Origin of the sequence: Streptomyces sp. NPDC058650 (genome assembly GCF_042717315.1) — a bacterium.
In the GTDB taxonomy this organism is placed as follows: Bacteria; Actinomycetota; Actinomycetes; order Streptomycetales; family Streptomycetaceae; genus Streptomyces.
In genome coordinates this window covers 365,756-385,043 of record NZ_JBHXRL010000005.1, presented here as the reverse complement: position 1 = coordinate 385,043, position 19,288 = coordinate 365,756, and the positions used below count along the sequence as shown (strand labels likewise).

The following is a 19,288-nucleotide window of genomic DNA, read 5'->3' as shown; positions in this document are numbered from 1 at the left end:
GGAGAGGCCTCCGGCCGGGGGTTCCGTGTCTCTCAGACCACGTCGCCCGGCTTCGGGAGCGGCTTGCCGTACCAGAGCTCGATCAGGCGGGAGGCGATCGAGATGCCGTACGGGGGCAGCACCTCGCCGGACTCGAAACCGGCCGCGAGGTCCTCGCGGGAGAACCAGCGGGCCTCGTGGATCTCCTCGCCGTCCACGTCTATCTCCGAGGAGGTGGCGCGGGCGAAGAAGCCCAGCATGAGGCTGGACGGGAAGGGCCAGGGCTGGCTGGCGACGTACTCGACCTCGCCGACCGTGACGCCGGCCTCCTCGAAGACCTCTCGGGCCACCGACTGCTCGATGGACTCGCCGGGCTCGACGAAGCCGGCGAGGGTCGAGAAGCGGCCCTCCGGCCAGTGGACCTGGCGGCCCAGCAGGGCCCGGTCCTGGTCGTCCGTGACCAGCATGATGACCGCCGGGTCGGTACGCGGGTAGTGCTCGGCGCCGCAGGCCTGGCAGCGCCGGATGTGCCCGGCGGCGGCGATGACGGTGCGGTCGCCGCAGCGCGAACAGAAGCGGTGGAGCCGCTGCCAGTTCTCCAGGGCCACGGCGTGCACCAGGAGGCCCGCGTCGCGGTCCGAGAGCAGCAGCCCGGCCTCGCGCAGCCCCGCGGGCCGGGCGGACTGGTCCATGCGGCCGGGCAGCGAGTCCTTCTGGAGCGCGAAGTACGACACCCCGTCGGCGTCCGTGCCCAGGAAGTAGCGGTGGGTCTCGGTGACGGGGGCCTCGAACGCCGGGGTCATGACGAGCTCGGTGGTGCCGTCGGTCCGGTCGTCGATCAGCACCTGGCCCCCGGAGACCACGAAGACGCGGGTCGTGGGGTGGCTCCAGGCCGCCGCCAGCCACGCCTCGTCGAGGCGGTGGTGAGCGGCCCGGTCGATGCCGCTCGGTGCGGTCAGCGAGATCGGACGGTCCGGCCGGTCCGTTGACGCGTGCTTCAGGTTGCTCACAGGTGCTTCCAACTCCCCCGGATCGGTGTGTGGGTTCAGCGCCCGGCGGCGTGCCGGACAGGCCCTAGGGCGGCGGGCAGGTCGCCCCACAGGTGAGCCGTGGTCTCGACGCCCTTCATCAGGAGATCGAGCTCGATCTTCTCGTTCGGGGCGTGCCAGCCGTCGGACGGGACGGAGATGCCCAGGAACAGCACGGGCGCCTCCAGGACGTCCTGGAGGTCGGCGGCCGGCCCCGAACCGCCCTCGCGGGTGTAGCGGACCTTGGCGCCGTCGAAGGCCCTGCTCATGGCCCCGGCCACCGCCTTGAGTGCGGGGTGGTCGAGGGGGGTGAGGCAGGGGCGGGTCGGGGCGCCGAAGACGATCTCGTACCGGATGCCGGCGGGGACGAGCCCGGCGAGCCAGTCCCGGACGGCGAGCTCGATCTTGGCCGGGTCCTGGCCGGCGACGAGCCGGAACGACAGCTTGAGCCGGGCGGACGCGGGGACGATCGTCTTGCCGCCGGGGCCCTGGTAGCCGCCGCCGATGCCGTTGACCTCGGCGGTGGGGCGGGCCCAGACCCGCTCCAGGGTGGAGAAGCCGGCCTCGCCGAGCGTGCCGTGGGACGTGGCCGTACGCAGCCAGGCCGCCTCGTCGAACGGGAGCTCGGCGACGAGGGCGCGCTCGGCGTCCGAGAGCTCGGTGACGCCTTCGTAGAACCCCGGGATCGCGACGCGCTCGGTCTCGTCGTGCAGGGCGGCGACGATCCGGCCGGCGACGGTGGCCGGGTTCGGCACGGCGCCGCCGAAGGAGCCGGAGTGGATGTCCTGGTCGGGGCCGTACAGCTCGATCTCGCAGTCGGCGACCCCGCGCATCCCCGTGCAGACGGTGGGGGTCGTCTCGGACCACATGCCGGTGTCGGAGACGATCACGGCGTCGGCGGCGAGCCGCTCGGCGCGGGTCTCGACGAGCTCGCGGAAGTGCGGCGAGCCCGACTCCTCCTCGCCCTCCACGATCAGCTTCAGGTTGACGGCGGGGGCGGTGCGGCCGGTGGCGGCGAGGTGGGCGCGGACCCCGAGTGTGTGGAAGAACACCTGGCCCTTGTCGTCGGCGGCGCCCCGCGCGTACATCCGGCCGTCGATCACGGTCGGCTCGAAGGGCTCCGTGTGCCAGCCGTCCTCACGGGCCGCGGGCTGCACGTCGTGGTGGCCGTAGACGAGGACCGTCGGTGCGTCCGGGTCCCCGGAGGGCCACTCGGCGAAGACCGCCGGGGCGCCGTCCGTCTCCCACACCTCGACCGTGGCGAAGCCGGTCTCCGTGAGCTTCGCGGCGAGCCATTCGGCGCTGCGCCGGACGTCCCCCGCGCGGTCCGGCTGCGCCGACACGGAGGGGATGCGCAGCCAGTCGGCCAGGTCGCCGAGGAAGGCGGCGCGGTGCTGCTCGATGTACGTACGCACGGCGTGGACGACGCTGTCCGGGGTCTCGCTCATGCCTGCGAGCCTATCCGGCGCCGGAGGGTGCCCCACCCAGCAGGATGGCCTCCAGCTCGGCACGGCCGGGCAGGCGGGCGGGGCGGGCGACCTCGCCCGTCCGGACGTAGACGAAGGCGGCCGTGACGTCGTCGGGCGCGAGGCCGTGCTGCTCGGCCCAGGCGAGCCGGTAGATCGCGAGCTGGAGGGGGTCGGCGGTGCGGTGGTGGCTGGTCTTCCAGTCGACGATCTCGTACGCACCGGTGTCCCGGTCCCGGTAGACGGCGTCGATCCGGCCCCGGACGACCCGGCCCCCGAGGGTGAGGTGGACGGGGACCTCGACGCGGTACGGCGAGCGGTGGGCGTACGGCGTGCGGGCGAAGGCCTCCTTGAGGGCGTCGAGGTCCCGCTCGTCGAGGATCTCGGGCTCCCCCGCGAAGTCCTCGCCGCCGGGCAGGTCCTCGGGGCCGAGGAACGGCAGCGGCAGCTCCTCGAAGCGGGACTCCACCCACGCGTGGAAGCGGGTGCCCCGGCGGGCCGCGGGCTGCGGCGGCGTGGGCATGGGGCGGGCCAGGTCCTGGGCGAAGCCGTCGGGGTCGGCGGCGAGGCGGAGCACCTGGGAGGCGGACAGGTACGGGGGCAGCAGGACGTCGCGGGTGGTCGCGCGGGCGCGGCGGAGTTCGGTGGTGAGGGCGGTGAGGTCGCGGTCCCAGGAGGCGATGGTGCGGAGCTCCTCCGGGGTGAGGGTGGGTACGCGCTCGGGTTCCCGGGGGGCCGGGACCGCGTCCGTGTGGGTGTCCTCCGGGAGGGTCTCCTCGTCCCAGACAGGTTCGTCCTCGTCCGGCCAGAGGTCCTCGGGGGCGGGGGCCAGGGTGTCGGGCGCCGCGCTGGGGAGGCTGTGCCCGTCTGTTCCGTCCTGCGGAACGTATGCCCGCAGCCTGGTCCTCACGGCCTCCGCCGCGGCGCGGCGCCTCGTCAGCGCCTCGCCGTCCAGCGGCAGTGGCCAGGCCTCGTCCTTCGTGTTCTCCGTCAGGGACGGGTTCTCCGCGTCGGGTTCCGGGGCCTCCGCCCAGGACTCGATGTCGCCGTGGCCGGCCTCGCAGTGGTCGTACAGGGCCTGGAGGAAGTCCGAGGGGCCGCGGGGCTTCTTCTGGGAGGGGCCCCACCAGTGGGCCGAGCCGAGGAGGAGGGAGCGGGGGCGCGTGAAGGTGACGTAGCCGAGGCGGAGCTCCTCCGTGTGCTGGTGGTCGCGCATGGCGTTCTTGAACGACGTGAGGGACTTCGCGTCCCAGGTGTCGATCCCCGGCAGCGTGTCCGCGTCGCCGCGCAGGGCGTGCGGGAGCACCTGGGGCTGGGACGTCCACGCCTCGCGGGCGCGGGCGCTCGGGAAGGCGCCCGCGACCAGGCCGGGGGCGGCGACGACGTCCCACTCCAGGCCCTTGGACTTGTGGGCGGTGAGGACCTTCACCGTGTTCTCGCCGCCCGGGAGGGCGTTGTCGAGGCCCTTCTCGAACTGGACGGCCGTGCGCAGGAAGCCGAGGAAGGCGAGCAGGCTCGCCTCGCCGTCGAGGGAGGCGAACCCCGCGGCGATGTCCAGGAAGTTCGAGAGGGTCTCGCGGCGGCGGGCGGCCAGCGCGTGCGGGGAGGCCGAGAGCTCGACCTCCAGGCCGGTCGCACCGAGGATCCGGTGCAGCACGTCCATGAGCGGGTCGGCGAGCGAGGTGCGCAGGGAGCGCAGCTCGGCGGCGAGGCGCGCGAAGCGGACCCTGGCCTCGGCGGAGAAGGGCAGGCCGTCGTCGGAGGCGCCACCGGAGTCCAGGAAGGTGTCGAGCGCGTCGGCGAGCGAGACCACTTCCGCCGGGTCGACGCCCTCGACGGCGGCGGCGAGCCGCTGCTCGGGGTCGGGGTCGTCACCGCCCCGGTGGACGAGGAGGCGGGCGCGGCGGCCGAGGAGGGCCAGGTCGCGGGGGCCGATCCGCCAGCGGGGGCCGGTGAGGAGGCGGACGAGGGAGGCGTTGGCCCCCGGGTCCTGGAGGACCTCGCAGACGGCGACGAGGTCGGCGATCTCGGGCAGGTGGAGGAGGCCGGAGAGGCCGACGACCTCGACGGGCACGTCCCGGGCGACGAGGGCGGCGTGGATCGCGGGGAAGTCGGTGGCGGTCCGGCACAGGACGGCGATCTCGCCGGGCTCGCGGCCGGTGCGGACGAGGTGGGCGAGGGAGTCGGCGAGCCAGTCGATCTCCTCGGCGTGGGTGGGCAGCAGGGCGATGCGGACGCTGCCGTCCTTCTCCGCGCCCGGCGCGGGGCGCAGCGCCTCCACGCCCGCGTGCATGGCCCGCAGCGGGGCGGCGAGACGGTTGGCGAGGTCGAGGAGACGGCCGCCGCTGCGCCGGTTCTCGGAGAGGGAGTAGCGGCGCGCGGGGCTGCCGTCTCCGTGCGGGAAGTGCTCGGGGAAGTCGTCCAGGTTGGCGACGGAGGCGCCGCGCCAGCCGTAGATGGCCTGGCAGGGGTCGCCGACGGCGGTCACCGCGTGTCCGGTGCCCTGGCCGAAGAGGCCGGAGAGCAGCAGCCGCTGGGCGACGGAGGTGTCCTGGTACTCGTCGAGGAGGACGACCCGGAACTCCTCGCGCAGCAGGCCCCCGACCTCGGGGCGGGTGGTGGCGAGCTCGGCGGAGAGGGCGATCTGGTCGCCGAAGTCGAGCAGGTCGCGGGAGCGCTTCGCGGCGCGGTAGCGGACGACGAGGTCGAGCAGCTCGCGGCGGGCGGCGGTGGCCTCGGGGATCTTGCGCAGCTCGGCGTTGCTGAGCTTGGCGCCGGCGAGGGCGGTGAGGAGCTCGGAGTCGTACGCCGTGAGGTCCCGGGGCCGTACGAGGTGCTCGGCGAGCTCGCCGTCGAGGGCGAGGAGGTCGGTGATGAGGGTCGGGAAGGACTTGGTCAGCGCCGGGTACGGGCCGGGTGCCTCGCGCAGCACGCGCGCGGCGAGCTGGTAGCGGGTGGCGTCGGCGAGGAGCCGGGCGGTGGGCTCCAGGCCGATGCGGAGGCCGTGGTCGGTGAGGAGCTGCCCGGCGAAGGCGTGGTACGTGGAGATGCGGGGCTCGCCGGGGGGCTCGTCCGGGTCGATGACGTCGGGGTCGGTGACCCCGGCGCGGACGAGGGCGGTGCGGACGCGCTCGGCGAGTTCGCCCGCGGCCTTGTTGGTGAAGGTGAGACCGAGGACCTGCTCCGGGGCGACCTGTCCCGTACCGACCAGCCAGACCACGCGGGCGGCCATCACCGTCGTCTTGCCCGAGCCGGCTCCGGCCACGACGACCTGCGGGGCGAGCGGCGCGGTGATGCAGGCCGTCTGCTCCGGGGTGAACGGGATGCCGAGGAGCTCCTTGAGCTGCTCGGGGTCGGTGAGGTGTGCGGTCACCTCAAAGAGGCTAACGCGACCGACTGACAGTGCGGCCCGGCCCGGCCCTCACCAAGGCACGCACCCATGCCCTCCCCTGGCTCCCGCGCCCGGCTCACACCCGGATCACACGGGTGTGCCCTGCTCAAGCTTCGACAGGTCCACCGTCTCGGCGGCGGGCGGGACGGCCACGTCGACCGGTTCGTCGAAGTCGGAGAATGTCATGGAGCCCGGTTCCTCGCCGCCCGTCTTGACCATCTTGAGGATGTAGGGCTCGCCCTCCTGGGAGACGGAGACGGTGGTCGTCTCCGGCTCGGACGTCTCCGTGCCGGTCTCTTCCCCGGTCTCCTTCTTCACGAGCGTCGCGACCGGGGTGCCGTCCACCTCGCCGTCGGGCCCCCGGACCAGACCTCCGGGCTCCGCCTTTTCCTCGTCCAGGGAGGCGAGGAGGCCTTTCAGGTCGCAGATGCCGCCGAGGTCGTTGCTGCCCGCCTGGCCCGGGGCGATCTTCAGCCAGCGGCCCTTGAGGAGCTCGATCGTGGCGTCGATCTGCGCCTCGGGCATCCCCTGGGAGTCCATGGAGACGCGCCAGAACGTCTCGTCGCCCTTCATGTACGTGATGTCGTCGACGCGGCGCAGCTCGGCGGTGCCGCCGTCGATCACCATCACGCCGGTGCATTCGTCGCGGTCGTTGAGGGCGAAGTCGATGTCGAGCGACTCCCCGTCGGCGGTGACCCGGCCCGCCATACGGAGCGAGGTCGCGGACTGGGTGGCGGTGACCGCCCGCTCGCCGATCTCGTCGGGGGTGAGATTCTCGAAGGGGTCGGGGGACGGCGCTGGGGCCGGGGCCTGGATCAACGCCGGGGCCTGGCCCGCCGCCGGGGCCTGGACCACCGCCGCGCCCTGGACCACCGCCAAGGGCTGGCCCACCGCCGGGGGCGCCGCCCAGGCCGCCGCCGACGCGGGACCCGCGAGGGCGGCGGCGGCACACACGACCGCCGCTGCGCGGAGTTTTCGGTGGGACGCCATGCGAGCCTCCTCGCGGATTCCCCGAGTCCCCGCCCCTTGTCCACCAGGGTCGCCCCACACGCGCGTGCCCGCGACCGGGCGGGGCGGGTGGGGCGGGTGGGGCCGGTGGGTCAGGAGGCGCCGGCGAGCTCCGCCATGTCGACGACCTGGTCGGCCGGGGGCGCGGTGACGGTGACCGGCTTGTCGTACTCGCTGAAGGTGACCGTGCCGGGCTCCTTGCCGCCGGCCTCCACGACCCGGAGGATGTACGGCTTGGCGGAGTCCTTGGCCACGTAGAAGGTCGTGGTCTCGCCCTTCGTGCCCTTCTTCGTGAGGGTGGCGGCGGGCGCGCCGTCGACGTCGGCGTCGGCGCCGCGGGTCAGGCCCTTGCGCGGCGTGTCCTCGTCCATGTCCTTGACGATGGTCTTGAGGTCGCAGAAGGCGTCGGGGCCTTCGTCGCCGGCCGGCATCTTCATCCAGCGGCCCTTGAGCAGCGCGGACATGGCGCCCGCCTCCTCCGACGAGCCGCCCTCCTCGCCGGCGGTGGAGCTCCAGAAGGCATCGTCGCCCTTCATGTAGCTGACGCCGCCGGTGCCGATCAGCTCGGCCTTGCCGCCCTTGCCGGCCGCCTGCATCGAACCCTTGCAGGAGCCCTTGTCGTCGACGGAGAAGTCGACCGTCATCTCCTGCCCGTCCGTCGTGCCCTTGCCGTTCATGTGGAAGGCGGTGGCCGCCTTCGTGGTCTCGACGGCCTTGTCGGCGATGGCGTCGGCCGTGAGTCCCGCGAAGGGGTCGGCCTTGTCGTCGCCCTGGGAACAGCCCGTGACACCCGCGACCACGGCCACACAGACCGTCGCCGCAACCCAGAGCTTCCGATTGGCCTTCATCCGCGTACTCCTCAGCGTTCGTTCACAGCTTGTCTTCACAGCGCCCTTATGTGGGACGCCGTGAAGAGTGACGTGCGAAGGCGAACAAAGGATGCACGGAACGGAACGTGACTCTCCGCACAGCGTGTCACTCGACTCGTCACGGCGACTCGTCCCGGCGACTCGTCACTCGACGATCTGGCGGCCCTCCGGCTGGGCGCTGCAGGAGGCGCGGAAGGCGCAGTTCGCGCAGTGCTGGCCGGTGGTGGGCGTGAAGCGCTCGTCGAGGACGCGGCCCGCGGCGGTGGCGAGCAGGTCGCCGACCCACTCCCCTTCCAGCGGTTCCTGGGCCTGGACCTTCGGCAGGGCGTCCCCGCCCTCCTTCTTCGGGGCGGCCTGCCGCAGCTGTACGAGCTCGGCGCCGCCCGGCTCCGGCCGGTGCCCGTCGAAGACCTCGTCGAGGGCTCCTTCCCGGACCGCGAGCTGGTAGACGGCGAGCTGCGGGTGGTGGGCGACCTCGTCCCGGGTGGGGGCCGCCTTGCCGGTCTTGAAGTCGACGACGTAGGCGCGGCCGTGCTCGTCGGTCTCGACGCGGTCCATGGAGCCGCGGATGCGGACCTCGTACTCCCCCGCCGCCAGGGTCACGTCGAAGCCGTGCTCGGAGGCGGCGGGGGTGCGGCCGCCGCGGTCCATGACGTGCCACTGCAGGAAGCGTTCGAGCGCCACACGCGCGTGGGCCTTCTCCTGGGCCGACTTCCAGGGGGCGTCGAAGGCGAGGGCGTCCCAGACGGAGTCCAGGCGGGCCATGAGGACGTCGAGGTCGGCCGGGGTGCGGCCGGAGGCGACCTCGTCGGCGAGGACGTGCACGACGTTGCCGAAGCCCTGGGCGGCGGTGGCGGGGGCGGCGGCCTTGACCTCGCGGCCCAGGAACCACTGGAGGGAGCAGGTGGTGGCGAGGTTCTCCAGGGCGCTCGGCGAGAGGGCGACGGGCAGGTCGCGGTCGCGCAGCGGCACCGTGCTGTGCGTCGGCTCGAACAGGCCCCACCAGCGGTCCGGGTGCGCGGCGGGCACCAGCGGCTGGCCGTCCTCGTCGGCGAGCGCGGCGAGGGAGGCCAGGCGGTGGGCGGCGGCGTCGCGGAGCTCGGGCGAGGCGGCCGGGTCGACGGTCGTCGCCCGGAGCTCGGCGACCAGGGCGGAGACGGCGAGGGGGCGGCGGGGGCGGCCGGGCACCTCCGTCGGCTCGACCCCGAACTCGGTGAGGAAGCGGGAGGGCTGGTCGCCGTCCTCCGCCGGTGCCTTCACGGCGGTGACGACGAGACGGTCGCGGGCGCGGGTGGCGGCCACGTAGAACAGGCGGCGCTCCTCGGCGAGGAGGGCGCCCGGGGTGAGGGGCTCGGCGAGGCCGTCGCGGCCGATGCGGTCGGCTTCGAGGAGGGAGCCGCGGCGGCGCAGGTCCGGCCAGAGGCCTTCCTGGACGCCGGCGACGACGACGAATCCCCATTCGAGGCCCTTGGAACGGTGGGCGGTCATGAGGCGGACGGCGTCGGGGCGGGTGTGGCGGCGGGTGAGGGTGTCGGCGGCGATGTCCTGGGCGTCGAGCTCTTCGAGGAAGTTGAGGACACCGCGGCCGCCGACGCGCTCCTCGGCGCGGGCGGCGGTCTCGAAGAGGGCGCAGACGGCGTCGAGGTCCCGGTCGGCGTTGCGTCCGGCGGGCCCGCCGCGCAGGGCGGCGCGCTCCAGCCGCCCCGGCCAGGGGGTGCCGTTCCAGAGGACCCAGAGGGCCTCCTCGGCGGTGCCGCCGGCGCCCAGGAGGGTACGGGTCTCGCGGAGGAGCTCGCCGAGGCGGCGGGCGCCGCGGGCGTACGAGGGGTCGTGGGCGACGAGCCGCTCGGGCTCGGCGAGCGCGCGGGCCAGCAGGACGTCGGAGGGGGGCGGGACCTTGTTCCCACCGGCCCGCTCCTCGTCCCGTAGGGCACGGCCCAGGCGGCGCAGGTCGGCGGGGTCGACGCCGGCGAGGGGGGAGGCGAGCAGTTCGAGCGCGGTCTCGACGCCGAGCCAGCCTGCGGAGTCGGCGGCGTCGGAGTCGGCGGCGTCGGCGGCTGTGTCGGCGGTGTCGGCAGCGGAGTCGGCGGCGGCGGCTGTGTCGGCGGCGGTGTCCGAGGGCGCCTGCGCGGTGTCGACGGGCGAGGCCTCGTCCCCGGGCCCGCCCGCGGCGGGGCTCTCCGAGGACGCGCCCCCCGGCCTCGCGACCGCCCGGAGGGCGAGCAGCAGGGGGGCCACGGCGGGTTCGTGGCGGAGTGGGGTGTCCGCGGCGTCCGTCTCCACCGGGACGCCCGCCGAGGTGAGCGCCCGGCGGAGGGACGGGAGCGCGGCGGCGGCGCGGGTGAGGACGGCCATGTCCTGCCAGGGGACGCCGTCCTCCAGGTGCGCCCGGCGCAGCAGGTCGGCGATGTTCTCGGCCTCCGCCGAGGCCGTCGGGTACGTGTACGCCTCCGCCCGGCCCCCGTCCCGCGCCGCCGCGAGCTCGCGGTGCGCCCGGACCTTGGCGGCGGGGAGGCGGGTCAGCGGCATCCGCTGGGTGAGCAGCCGGGTCGCCCCGAGCAGCTCCGCGCCCGCGCGGCGCGAGGTGCGCAGGACGCGCACGTCGTTGCCGCCGAAAGCGGCCGGGAAGTCGAGGATGCCGTTCACGTCGGCGCCCCGGAAGGCGTAGATGGACTGGTCCGGGTCGCCGAAGGCGACGACCGTGCTCCGTCCGCCGCCCGCGAGGGCGTGCAGGAGCCGGACCTGCGCCGGGTCGGTGTCCTGGTACTCGTCGACGTACACCGCGTCGTACGCGGGCAGCGTGGCGCTCCCGGCGAGCAGGACGGCCCGGTGGACGAGCTCCGTGTAGTCGAGGACGCCCTGGAGGTCGAGGACGTCGAGGTACTCGGCGAGGAAGCCGGCCGCCGCCTTCCAGTCCGGGCGCCCGACGCGCTCGGCGAAGCGGGCGAGCGCGTCCGGTCCGAGGCCCAGCTCGCGCGAGCGCGCGAGGACCGCCCGCACCTCGTCGGCGAAGCCGCGGGTGGTGAGGCAGGCGCGGAGTTCGTCGGGCCAGCCGACCCGCCCGAGACCGGCCTTCTCCAGGTCGATCTGGCCGGCGAGCAGCTCGCGCACGGCGAGGTCCTGCTCGGGCCCCGAGAGCAGCCGCAGCGGTTCGGCGAAGAGCTCGGCGTCCTGGTGGGCGCGGATCAGGGCGTAGCAGTACGAGTGGAAGGTCGTCGCCTGCGGCGGGCGCCTGCCGCCGAGCCGGGTGGCCATCCGGTCGCGGAGTTCGACGGCGGCCTTGCGGCTGAAGGTGAGGACGAGGAGCCGCTCGGGGTCGGCGCCCCGCTCCATCCGGGTCGCGACCGCCTCGACCAGCGTCGTCGTCTTTCCGGTGCCGGGTCCCGCGAGGACGAGGAGCGGTCCGCCGGTGTGGTCAACCACTTCCCGCTGGGCTGCGTCCAGCTGAGGGGGATCCAGCGGGGCCGGCGCGGTACGCACCAGTCGGTACGCGCCCGGGGTCCGCTGCCGGCCCGGACCCGGGTACGGCTGTCCCTGGTGCGGCGTGTGCCGGGTGGTGGAGGAGGAGCTCACGTGGTTCGCCGGTCCTGGGGGATGTGGTGGTGCGGGTGAGGCGCCCATGCGCGGCGGCCGTCGCCGCGGAAGACGCGAACGTCGACGTTACGCGAAACGGACCGCCGCCGAGCCGTACTCCGTCCCGGATCCCGAGCCGTCCCCCGTGCCGGCGTCGGCGCCGTACGCCGTACCGCGTCCGCTCCAGCGGGCCCGGACGGTCCGTACCCCCCGGGGCTCCGGCCTCAGGTGTGAGTTCCGTCCCAGCGGGCCCGCCGCATGTCGATCCTCGGTACGTGTCCCTCGGCCGCCCGGCCCGCCTCGCGCAGCGGGGTGCCCTCCTCGCGGTAGTGGCCGAGGGCCCGCAGCTCGTGCCCGGGGAGCAGCGTCCCGTCCGCGCGGACCACACGCCACCACGGCGCCGTCCCGCCGTACAGGGCCATCACACGGCCGACCTGACGCGGCCCTCCCTCGCCCAGCCATTCGGCCACGTCGCCATAGGTCATCACCCGGCCGGGCGGGATCCCGTCGGCGACGTCGAGCACCCGCTCCGCGTACTCGGGCAGTTCTCCGGTCTCCCCCACGGGTTCCTCCACGCTCATCCGTCTCATCCTGCCTCACCCCACCGACATGGCCCTGATGCCTCCGCGCGGCGGCTCTTCGTGCCACCATCGTCCGGGCGGTGACTGGTGATACGAGATCAAGAGCGACAAATACAAGAACAAGAACGAGAACAAGAACAAGAGCGGGAACGACACGACGCACATGCAGAGACGGACATGGTGATGGGGCAGGACACGCAGCCTCCCGAGGAGGGCGAGGCCGGCCTGCCCGAGCGGGTCTCCGGGGACGAGCCCCTGCTCGCGGCCCGCGTCCACCGTCCCTCCGACCTGATGCGGCTGCTCGCCGGTCTCCTCGTCATCGGCCTCGTCATCGCCGTCGCCGCCTTCGCGCACGCCACGACGTCGGGCCTCGAAGAGGACATCAACAAGGGGGCCGGCGGCGCCCCCGCCATCTTCGTCAAGATCGCCGGTCTCGTCTCCTCCATCGCCGTCCTGCTGGTCCCGGTCGCCTTCGCCATCGAGCGCCTGATCAAACGGGACGGACTGCGCATCGCCGACGGCGTCCTCGCCGCCGTCCTCGCGCACGGCGTCACCCTCGCCACCGATCTCTGGGTCGCCCAGGGCGCGCCCGGCACCATCCAGGACGCGCTGACCCAGCCGCAGTCCGGCGGCGGGCTCACCGATCCGGTGCACAACTACCTCGCCCCGGTCATCGCGTACATGACCGCCGTCGGCATGGCCCGAAGACCCCGCTGGCGGGTGTCGCTCTGGGCGGTGCTGCTGCTCGACGCGTTCACGATGCTGATGGCCGGCTACACCACGGCGCTCTCGATCATCCTGACCATCCTGATCGGCTGGACGGTGGCCTACGGCACGCTGTACGCGGTCGGCTCCCCGAACGTCCGGCCCACCGGCCAGACCCTCCTCGCCGGCCTGCGCCGGGTCGGTTTCCGCCCCGTGACGGCGCTGCGCGCCGAGGGTGTGCCGGACGCGTCGGACATCGGTGACCGGGGCCGCCGGTACATCGTGACCCTGGAGGAGGGTGCGCCGCTCGACGTCACCGTCGTCGACCGCGAGCAGCAGGCCCACGGCTTCTTCTACCGGATGTGGCGGCGGATCACGCTGCGGACGATCACCACCCGCCGGTCGATCGTCTCGCTGCGCCAGGCCCTGGAGCAGGAGGCGCTCCTCGCCTACGCGGCCATCGCCGCCGGGGCGAACGCGCCGAAGCTGATCGCCACCTCGGAGCTCGGCCCGGACGCCGTGATGCTCGTGTACGAGCACATCGGCGGCCGGAGCCTGGACTCGCTCGACGACCACGAGATCACCGACGAGCTGGTTCGGGGCGCCTGGCGGCAGGTGCGGGCGCTCCAGTCGCGCCGGATCGCCCACCGCAGGCTCGCGGGCGACGCGATTCTGGTGGATCGTTCCGGCAGGGTGTTCCTGACCGACCTGCGGGGCGGCGACATCGCGGCCGGGGACCTGATCCTGCGGATGGACATCGCACAGCTGCTCACCACCCTCGGCCTGCGGGTCGGGGCGGAGCGGTCGGTCGCGGCGGCCGTGGAGGTCCTCGGCCCGGACAGCGTCGCCGACTGCATGCCGCTGCTCCAGCCGATCGCGCTGAGCCGCTCCACGCGCGCGACGCTGCGGAGACTGGCGCGGGAGCGGTCGCACCGCGAGCGCGAGGGCGTGCTCGCGGACTCCGAGGCGGCCAAGCGCGAGCGGGAGCTGGCGAAGGCGGAGGCCGCGGCGGGCAGGACGGCGGACAAGACCGCCGTACGGTCCGAGACGAAGGCCGAGAAGAAGGCGGAGCGGAAGGCCGAGAAGCGGGCCCTCGACACGGCGCTCGACGAGGCCCGTGAGGAGGACCTGCTCGCGCAGATCCGGCAGCAGGTGCTGCTGATCCGTCCGCAGGCGCCGGTGGAGCCGGTCCGCCTGGAGCGGATCAAGCCGCGGACGCTGGTCAGCATGATCGCGGGCGCGGTCGCCGCGTACTTCCTGCTGTCGCAGATCGCCCGTACGCCGCTGTCGACGATCAGCGAGGCGGACTGGCGGTGGGTGGCGGCGGCGGTCGTGTTCTCGGCGGTCAGCTACCTGGCGGCGGCGATGAGCCTGCTGGGCTTCGTCCCGGAGCGCGTCGGGTTCTGGCGGACGGTGGTGGCGCAGGTCGCCGGCTCGTTCGTGAAGATCGTCGCCCCCGCGGCGGTCGGCGGCGTCGCCCTGAACACCCGCTTCCTCCAGCGCTCGGGCGTACGGCCCGTGCTCGCGGTGGCGAGCGTCGGCGCCTCGCAGCTCTTCGGGCTCGGGGCGCACATCCTGCTACTGCTCCTCTTCGGCTATCTGACGGGTACGGAGAAGACGCAGTCGTTCAGCCCGTCGAGGACGGTCATCGCCGGACTGCTGACGGTCGCGGTGATCGTCCTGGTGGTGACCGCCATCCCGTTCATGCGCAAGTTCGTGTCGACGCGGCTGCGGTCGCTCTTCGCCGGTGTGGTGCCGCGCATGCTGGACGTGCTCCAGCGGCCCATGAAGCTGCTGACCGGCATCAGCGGGATGCTGCTCCTGACCGGTGCGTTCGTGTTCTGCCTGGACGCCTCGATCCGGGCCTTCGGCCACGGCAACGACACGGTCAGCTACGCGAGCGTGGCCGTCGTGTTCCTCGCGGGCAACGCGATCGGTTCGGCGGCGCCGACCCCGGGTGGTGTCGGCGCGGTCGAGGGTGCGCTCATCGCCGGCCTGGTCGCCGTCGGTCTTCCCATCGAGGTCGCCACGCCCGCGGTGCTGCTGTACCGCCTGCTGACCCTGTGGCTCCCGGTGCTCCCCGGCTGGATCTGCTTCAACTGGCTGACGAAACGCGAGGCGCTGTAGCGAGGAGGCCCGCCACCCGTCCGGACCTCCGCCCCGCGCGGCGGCCCGGACGGCGGCCCACGATGGGCCTATGCCGATCTCCGCCGCCCAGCGCGCCGCCCTGATCACCGCCACGACCGTGCTGCTCGCCGCCGGGTGCTCGGACGGGGCGGACGACACGGCCGACACGACGCAGCCGACCGGCTCGGCCGGACTCTCGGCGCTGACGGAGCAGAAACTGGCCTGGGCCCCCTGCCCGCCGCCGTCCGCCGCCGAGGGCGGCGGGACCGCGCCCTCGCCGCTCCCCGGCGGCACCACCTGGGAGTGCTCGTTCCTCCAGGCACCACTGGACTGGTCGGCGCCGGCCGGCGAGACCATCGAGCTGGCCCTCATCCGGGCCAAGGCCCGCGACCGCGAAAACCGCATCGGCTCACTCGTCTTCAACTTCGGCGGGCCCGGCGGCTCCGGCATCACCGGCCTGCCGGGCTTCGCCAACGAGTACGAGTCCCTCCGCTCCCGCTACGACCTCGTCTCCTTCGACCCGCGCGGGGTGGGCCGCAGCGAACCCGTCGAGTGCGCGTCCGACAAGGAGCTCGACGCGTACTACGCCCTGGACTTCACGCCCGACGACGCGGCCGAGGAGCGGACCCTGTCGGACGCGCAGAAGACGTACGCGGCCGGGTGCGAGAGGGAATCGGGGCCGGCCCTGCCGCACGTCGGCACCGAGAACGCCGCCCGGGACTTGGACCTGATGCGCCAGGTCCTCGGCGACGACAAGCTCCACTACTTCGGCATCTCGTACGGCACGGAACTCGGCGGCGTCTACGCCCATCTCTTCCCGGAGAACGTGGGCCGGGCCGTCCTGGACGCCGTCGTCGACCCCGACGCGGGCGTCGAGGAAGGCGCTCTCGCCCAGGCGAAGGGCTTCCAGCTCGCCCTCGACAACTTCGCCCAGGACTGCGTGGACCGCGGCGACGAGTGCACCCTGCCCGGCTCGAGCGTCGCCGAGGTCGAGTCCTCCATCACCGACCTCCTGGCCGCGCTCGACGCGAAGCCGATCCCGGGCATCGGCGACCGCGAGCTGACCCAGACGCAGGCCACCAACGGCATCGTGCAGTCCCTGTACTCGAAGGAGTTCTGGCCCTATCTGGAGCAGGGGCTCGACGCGGCCGACGGCGGCGACGGCGCGCTGCTCCTCTCGCTCTCCGACTCGCTGAACGGGCGCGGCCAGAACGGCACCTACAGCAACATCCAGGCCGCCAACGCCGCCATCAACTGCGTGGACTTCAAGGAGCGCTACACCCTCGGCCAGGCGAAGGAGCGGCTCGGCGAGTTCCGCGAGGCCTCCCCCGTCTTCGGCGACTTCATGGGCTGGGCGCTCGCGAGCTGCTCGCAGTGGCCGGTGCCGGGCGTCTGGGAGCACCCGGACGTCTCCGCGTCCGGTTCGGCCCCGATCATGGTCATCGGCACCACCGGGGACCCGGCCACGCCGTACGAGGGCACGCGCGCGATGGTGAACGCGCTCGGCAAGGGCGTCGGCATCGAGCTGACGTACGAGGGCGAGGGCCACGGCGCCTACAACGGCGGCAACGCGTGCGTGAAGAAGGCCGTGGACGCGTACCTCCTGGACGGCAAGCTGCCGGCCTCCGGGACCGTCTGCAAGTGACGCGCCCCTAGGATGGCCGCCTTGCCGGGATCCTGGGGGAACGCATGTCCATACGTGTACGCATGACGGTGCTCGCCGTGACCGGGCTGCTCGTGGCGGGCTGTACGAGCGGCGGGAACGGCGGGCCCACGACGGCGGCCCCGTCCGCCACCACCCCGACACCGCCGCCGACCACCGACGCCAAACCCTCCACGGCCGCCGAGCTCCCCGAGCTCCCCGCCTCCCTCACCGGCCAGCGCCTCGGCTGGAAGCGCTGCGAGGCCCCGGAGAACGGCCGGCGGCCCGGCCCCGAGTGGCGCTGCGCGACGGTCGAGGTCCCGCTCGACCACGCGAAGCCCGAAGGCGCCACGACCCCCGTCGCGCTGATCCGCAAGGAGGCCGGCGACAAGGGCGGCCGAATCGGCTCGCTCCTCTTCAACTTCGGCGGCCCCGGCGCCTCCGGCGTCGAGATCCTGCCGCAGGCGGCCGAGGAGTACGCGAAGCTGGGCGAGCGCTACGACCTCGTCGGCTTCGACCCGCGGGGCGTGGGCCGCAGCGCCGGCGTGGTCTGCCGGGACGACGCCGAACAGGCCGCCGCCGAGGCCTCGGTGGACCTCACCCCGGACACGGCCGCCGAGGAGGCCGCGTACCTCAAGGACAGCACCGCCTTCGGCGCCGGCTGTGCCCGCCGCTCCGCCACGGTCCTCCCGCACACCACGACCACCGCCACCGCCCGCGACCTGGACCTGGTCCGGCAGGTCCTCGGGGACGACAAGCTCCACTACTTCGGCATGTCGTACGGGACCCAGCTCGGCGGCACGTACGCCCACCTCTTCCCCGCGAACGTGGGGCGGCTCGTCTTCGACGCGGTCGTCGACCCGACCGCCGACACCACCGGGCACGCCCGCCACCAGACGGTCGGCTTCCAGCGGGCCCTGGACAACTACCTGAAGAGCACCGGCGAGGACCCGAAGGCCGGGGCGGAGCGGATCGCGCGCCTGCTGCGGAAGCTGGACAATGAGCCGCTGACCGTCGGCGACCGCCGGCTGACCGAGGGCCTCGCGCTCACGGGCATCGCGGTCACGCTGTACGGGCAGTCGAACTGGCCCCTGCTCACCCGGGCCCTGGCCGAGGCCGAGCAGGGTCGCGGCGGCGCTCTCCTCGAACTCGCCGACTACTACAACGACCGTGACGCGAAGGGCCACTACGCGACCCAGTCGCACTCCCAGCGGGCGATCTCCTGCGCCGACTCCAGCGAGCGCCCGACCGCCGCGCAGGCGAAGGCGCTGCTCCCCGAGTTCCGCGGGCTCTCCCCCGTCTTCGGGGCGCTCCTCGCCTGGGACACGGCCGGCTGGTGCGCGAACTGGCCGGTGAAGGGCGAGCGGACGACCCCGGAGGCGAGCGCCCCGGGCGCTGCCCCGATCCTCGTCGTCGGCACGACCGGCGACCCGGCGACCCCGTACGAGGGCGCGGAGAAGATGGCGAAGGAGCTCGGGGACGGCGTCGGCGTCCTGGTCACGAACAAGGGCGAGGGCCACGGCGCCTACGGCACCTCGCCGTGCGTGACGCGGACGGTCGACGCGTACTTCCTGAAGGGCACGGTCCCGGCGTACGGCACGACCTGCGGGTGAGCACGGGGAAGGGCCCGGACCTCATGACGAGGTTCCGGGCCCTTCCCTATGATCCGTGATCCGTGATCCGAGGACCGTGATCCGTCTAGTAGACCGGCTTCTCGGGCTCGATCTGGTGGACCCAGCCGATCACGCCGCCGCCGACGTGCACCGCGTCGGCGAAGCCCGCGGACTTGAGCACCGCGAGGACTTCCGCACTGCGGACACCCGTCTTGCAGTGCAGGACGATCCGCTTGTCCTGCGGCAGGTCCTGGAGGGCGGTGCCCATCAGGAACTCGCCCTTCGGGATGAGGCGCGCGCCGGGGATCGAGACGATCTCGTACTCGTTGACCTCACGGACATCGATGATGTCGATGTTCTCGCCCTCGTCGATCCACTCCTTGAGCTGCTTGGGAGTGATCGTCGAGCCGAGCGCCGCCTCCTGGGCCTCCTCGGACACGACGCCGCAGAAGGCCTCGTAGTCGATGAGCTCGGTGACGGTGGGGTTCTCGCCGCAGATCGCGCAGTCCGGGTCCTTGCGGACCTTGACCTGGCGGTACTGCATCTCCAGGGCGTCGTAGATCATCAGGCGGCCGACCAGCGGGTCGCCCACGCCGGCGAGCACCTTGATGGCCTCGGTGACCTGGATGGAGCCGATGGACGCGCACAGCACGCCCAGGACGCCGCCCTCGGCGCAGGACGGGACCATGCCCGGCGGCGGGGGCTCCGGGTAGAGGCAGCGGTAGCAGGGGCCGTACTCGGACCAGAAGACCGAGGCCTGGCCGTCGAAGCGGTAGATCGAACCCCAGACGTACGGCTTGTTCAGCAGCACGCAGGCGTCGTTCACCAGGTAGCGCGTGGCGAAGTTGTCCGTGCCGTCGACGATCAGGTCGTACTGGCCGAAGATCTCCATCACGTTGTCGGCTTCGAGCCGCTCCTCGTGAAGGATCACGTTCACGTACGGGTTGATGCCGAGCACGCTGTCGCGCGCCGAGGCGGCCTTGGAGCGGCCGATGTCGGCCTGGCTGTGGATGATCTGACGCTGGAGGTTCGACTCGTCGACCTCGTCGAACTCCACGATGCCGAGCGTGCCCACGCCGGCGGCGGCCAGGTACATCAGCGCCGGCGAGCCGAGGCCGCCGGCGCCGACACACAGCACCTTGGCGTTCTTCAGCCGCTTCTGCCCGTCCATCCCGACGTCCGGGATGATCAGGTGGCGGGAGTACCTGCGGACCTCGTCTACGGTGAGCTCGGCAGCCGGCTCGACCAGGGGTGGCAGCGACACGGGGACTCCGGTTGTCGGTATGTCAGTACGGTTGTTCTCCCC

Annotated in this window: 11 protein-coding genes; 3 read left to right on the top strand and 8 right to left on the bottom strand. The window is 73.4% G+C overall.

Annotated features, from left to right (window positions below; translation table 11 throughout):
• Positions 1 to 32: 32 nt before the first annotated feature.
• From nudC to ACFWWU_RS11950, 7 genes are all read right to left on the bottom strand, one after another.
• Positions 33 to 989, bottom strand: coding sequence for an NAD(+) diphosphatase (nudC, locus tag ACFWWU_RS11980; RefSeq protein WP_384142764.1), 957 nt, complete (start codon positions 987 to 989; stop codon positions 33 to 35).
• A 35-nt stretch (positions 990 to 1,024) separates the two neighbouring features.
• Positions 1,025 to 2,455, bottom strand: coding sequence for a dipeptidase (locus ACFWWU_RS11975; protein WP_384142761.1), 1,431 nt, complete (start codon positions 2,453 to 2,455; stop codon positions 1,025 to 1,027).
• A 10-nt stretch (positions 2,456 to 2,465) separates the two neighbouring features.
• Positions 2,466 to 5,846, bottom strand: coding sequence for a UvrD-helicase domain-containing protein (locus ACFWWU_RS11970; RefSeq protein ID WP_384142758.1), 3,381 nt, complete (start codon positions 5,844 to 5,846; stop codon positions 2,466 to 2,468).
• 105 nt (positions 5,847 to 5,951) lie between these two features.
• Positions 5,952 to 6,854 (bottom strand): hypothetical protein, encoded by a 903-nt coding sequence (locus ACFWWU_RS11965; protein ID WP_384142755.1) that lies wholly within the window; start codon positions 6,852 to 6,854, stop codon positions 5,952 to 5,954.
• Between the two features lie 110 nt (positions 6,855 to 6,964).
• A complete protein-coding gene (locus ACFWWU_RS11960) occupies positions 6,965 to 7,720 on the bottom strand; it encodes a hypothetical protein (RefSeq protein ID WP_384142752.1) in 756 nt (251 codons plus the stop codon).
• Positions 7,721 to 7,885: 165 nt separating this feature from the next.
• On the bottom strand, positions 7,886 to 11,314 hold the full coding sequence (locus tag ACFWWU_RS11955; RefSeq protein WP_384142749.1) for an ATP-dependent helicase: 3,429 nt from the start codon (positions 11,312 to 11,314) through the stop codon (positions 7,886 to 7,888).
• 224 nt (positions 11,315 to 11,538) lie between these two features.
• A complete protein-coding gene (locus tag ACFWWU_RS11950; RefSeq protein ID WP_384142746.1) occupies positions 11,539 to 11,904 on the bottom strand; it encodes an MGMT family protein in 366 nt (121 codons plus the stop codon).
• Between the two features lie 168 nt (positions 11,905 to 12,072).
• Here ACFWWU_RS11950 and ACFWWU_RS11945 point away from each other — a divergent pair, with 168 nt between their 5' ends.
• The 3 genes from ACFWWU_RS11945 (at position 12,073) to ACFWWU_RS11935 (ending at position 17,982) form a co-directional block, all read left to right on the top strand.
• Positions 12,073 to 14,727, top strand: a complete 2,655-nt coding sequence (locus tag ACFWWU_RS11945; RefSeq protein WP_384142743.1) for a flippase-like domain-containing protein — start codon at positions 12,073 to 12,075, stop codon at positions 14,725 to 14,727.
• A gap of 70 nt (positions 14,728 to 14,797) precedes the next feature.
• Complete coding sequence (locus tag ACFWWU_RS11940; protein WP_384142740.1) at positions 14,798 to 16,372, top strand: alpha/beta hydrolase; 1,575 nt, start codon at positions 14,798 to 14,800, stop codon at positions 16,370 to 16,372.
• 44 nt (positions 16,373 to 16,416) lie between these two features.
• On the top strand, positions 16,417 to 17,982 hold the full coding sequence (locus tag ACFWWU_RS11935; protein ID WP_384142737.1) for an alpha/beta hydrolase: 1,566 nt from the start codon (positions 16,417 to 16,419) through the stop codon (positions 17,980 to 17,982).
• Between the two features lie 85 nt (positions 17,983 to 18,067).
• On the opposite strand, the gene moeZ is transcribed toward ACFWWU_RS11935, so the two are convergent.
• Positions 18,068 to 19,246 (bottom strand): adenylyltransferase/sulfurtransferase MoeZ, encoded by a 1,179-nt coding sequence (gene moeZ / locus ACFWWU_RS11930; RefSeq protein ID WP_384142734.1) that lies wholly within the window; start codon positions 19,244 to 19,246, stop codon positions 18,068 to 18,070.
• Positions 19,247 to 19,288 lie beyond the last annotated feature (42 nt).

What these genes read in the sequence shown, in the direction of transcription:
- ACFWWU_RS11975 (WP_384142761.1), bottom strand. Translation starts at nt 2,455, where the DNA reads ATGAGCGAGACCCCGGACAGCGTCGTCCACGCCGTGCGTACGTACATC.
- ACFWWU_RS11965 (WP_384142755.1), bottom strand. Translation starts at nt 6,854, where the DNA reads ATGGCGTCCCACCGAAAACTCCGCGCAGCGGCGGTCGTGTGTGCCGCC.
- ACFWWU_RS11960 (WP_384142752.1), bottom strand. Translation starts at nt 7,720, where the DNA reads ATGAAGGCCAATCGGAAGCTCTGGGTTGCGGCGACGGTCTGTGTGGCC.
- ACFWWU_RS11950 (WP_384142746.1), bottom strand. Translation starts at nt 11,904, where the DNA reads ATGAGACGGATGAGCGTGGAGGAACCCGTGGGGGAGACCGGAGAACTG.
- ACFWWU_RS11945 (WP_384142743.1), top strand. Translation starts at nt 12,073, where the DNA reads ATGGTGATGGGGCAGGACACGCAGCCTCCCGAGGAGGGCGAGGCCGGC.
- ACFWWU_RS11940 (WP_384142740.1), top strand. Translation starts at nt 14,798, where the DNA reads ATGCCGATCTCCGCCGCCCAGCGCGCCGCCCTGATCACCGCCACGACC.
- ACFWWU_RS11935 (WP_384142737.1), top strand. Translation starts at nt 16,417, where the DNA reads ATGTCCATACGTGTACGCATGACGGTGCTCGCCGTGACCGGGCTGCTC.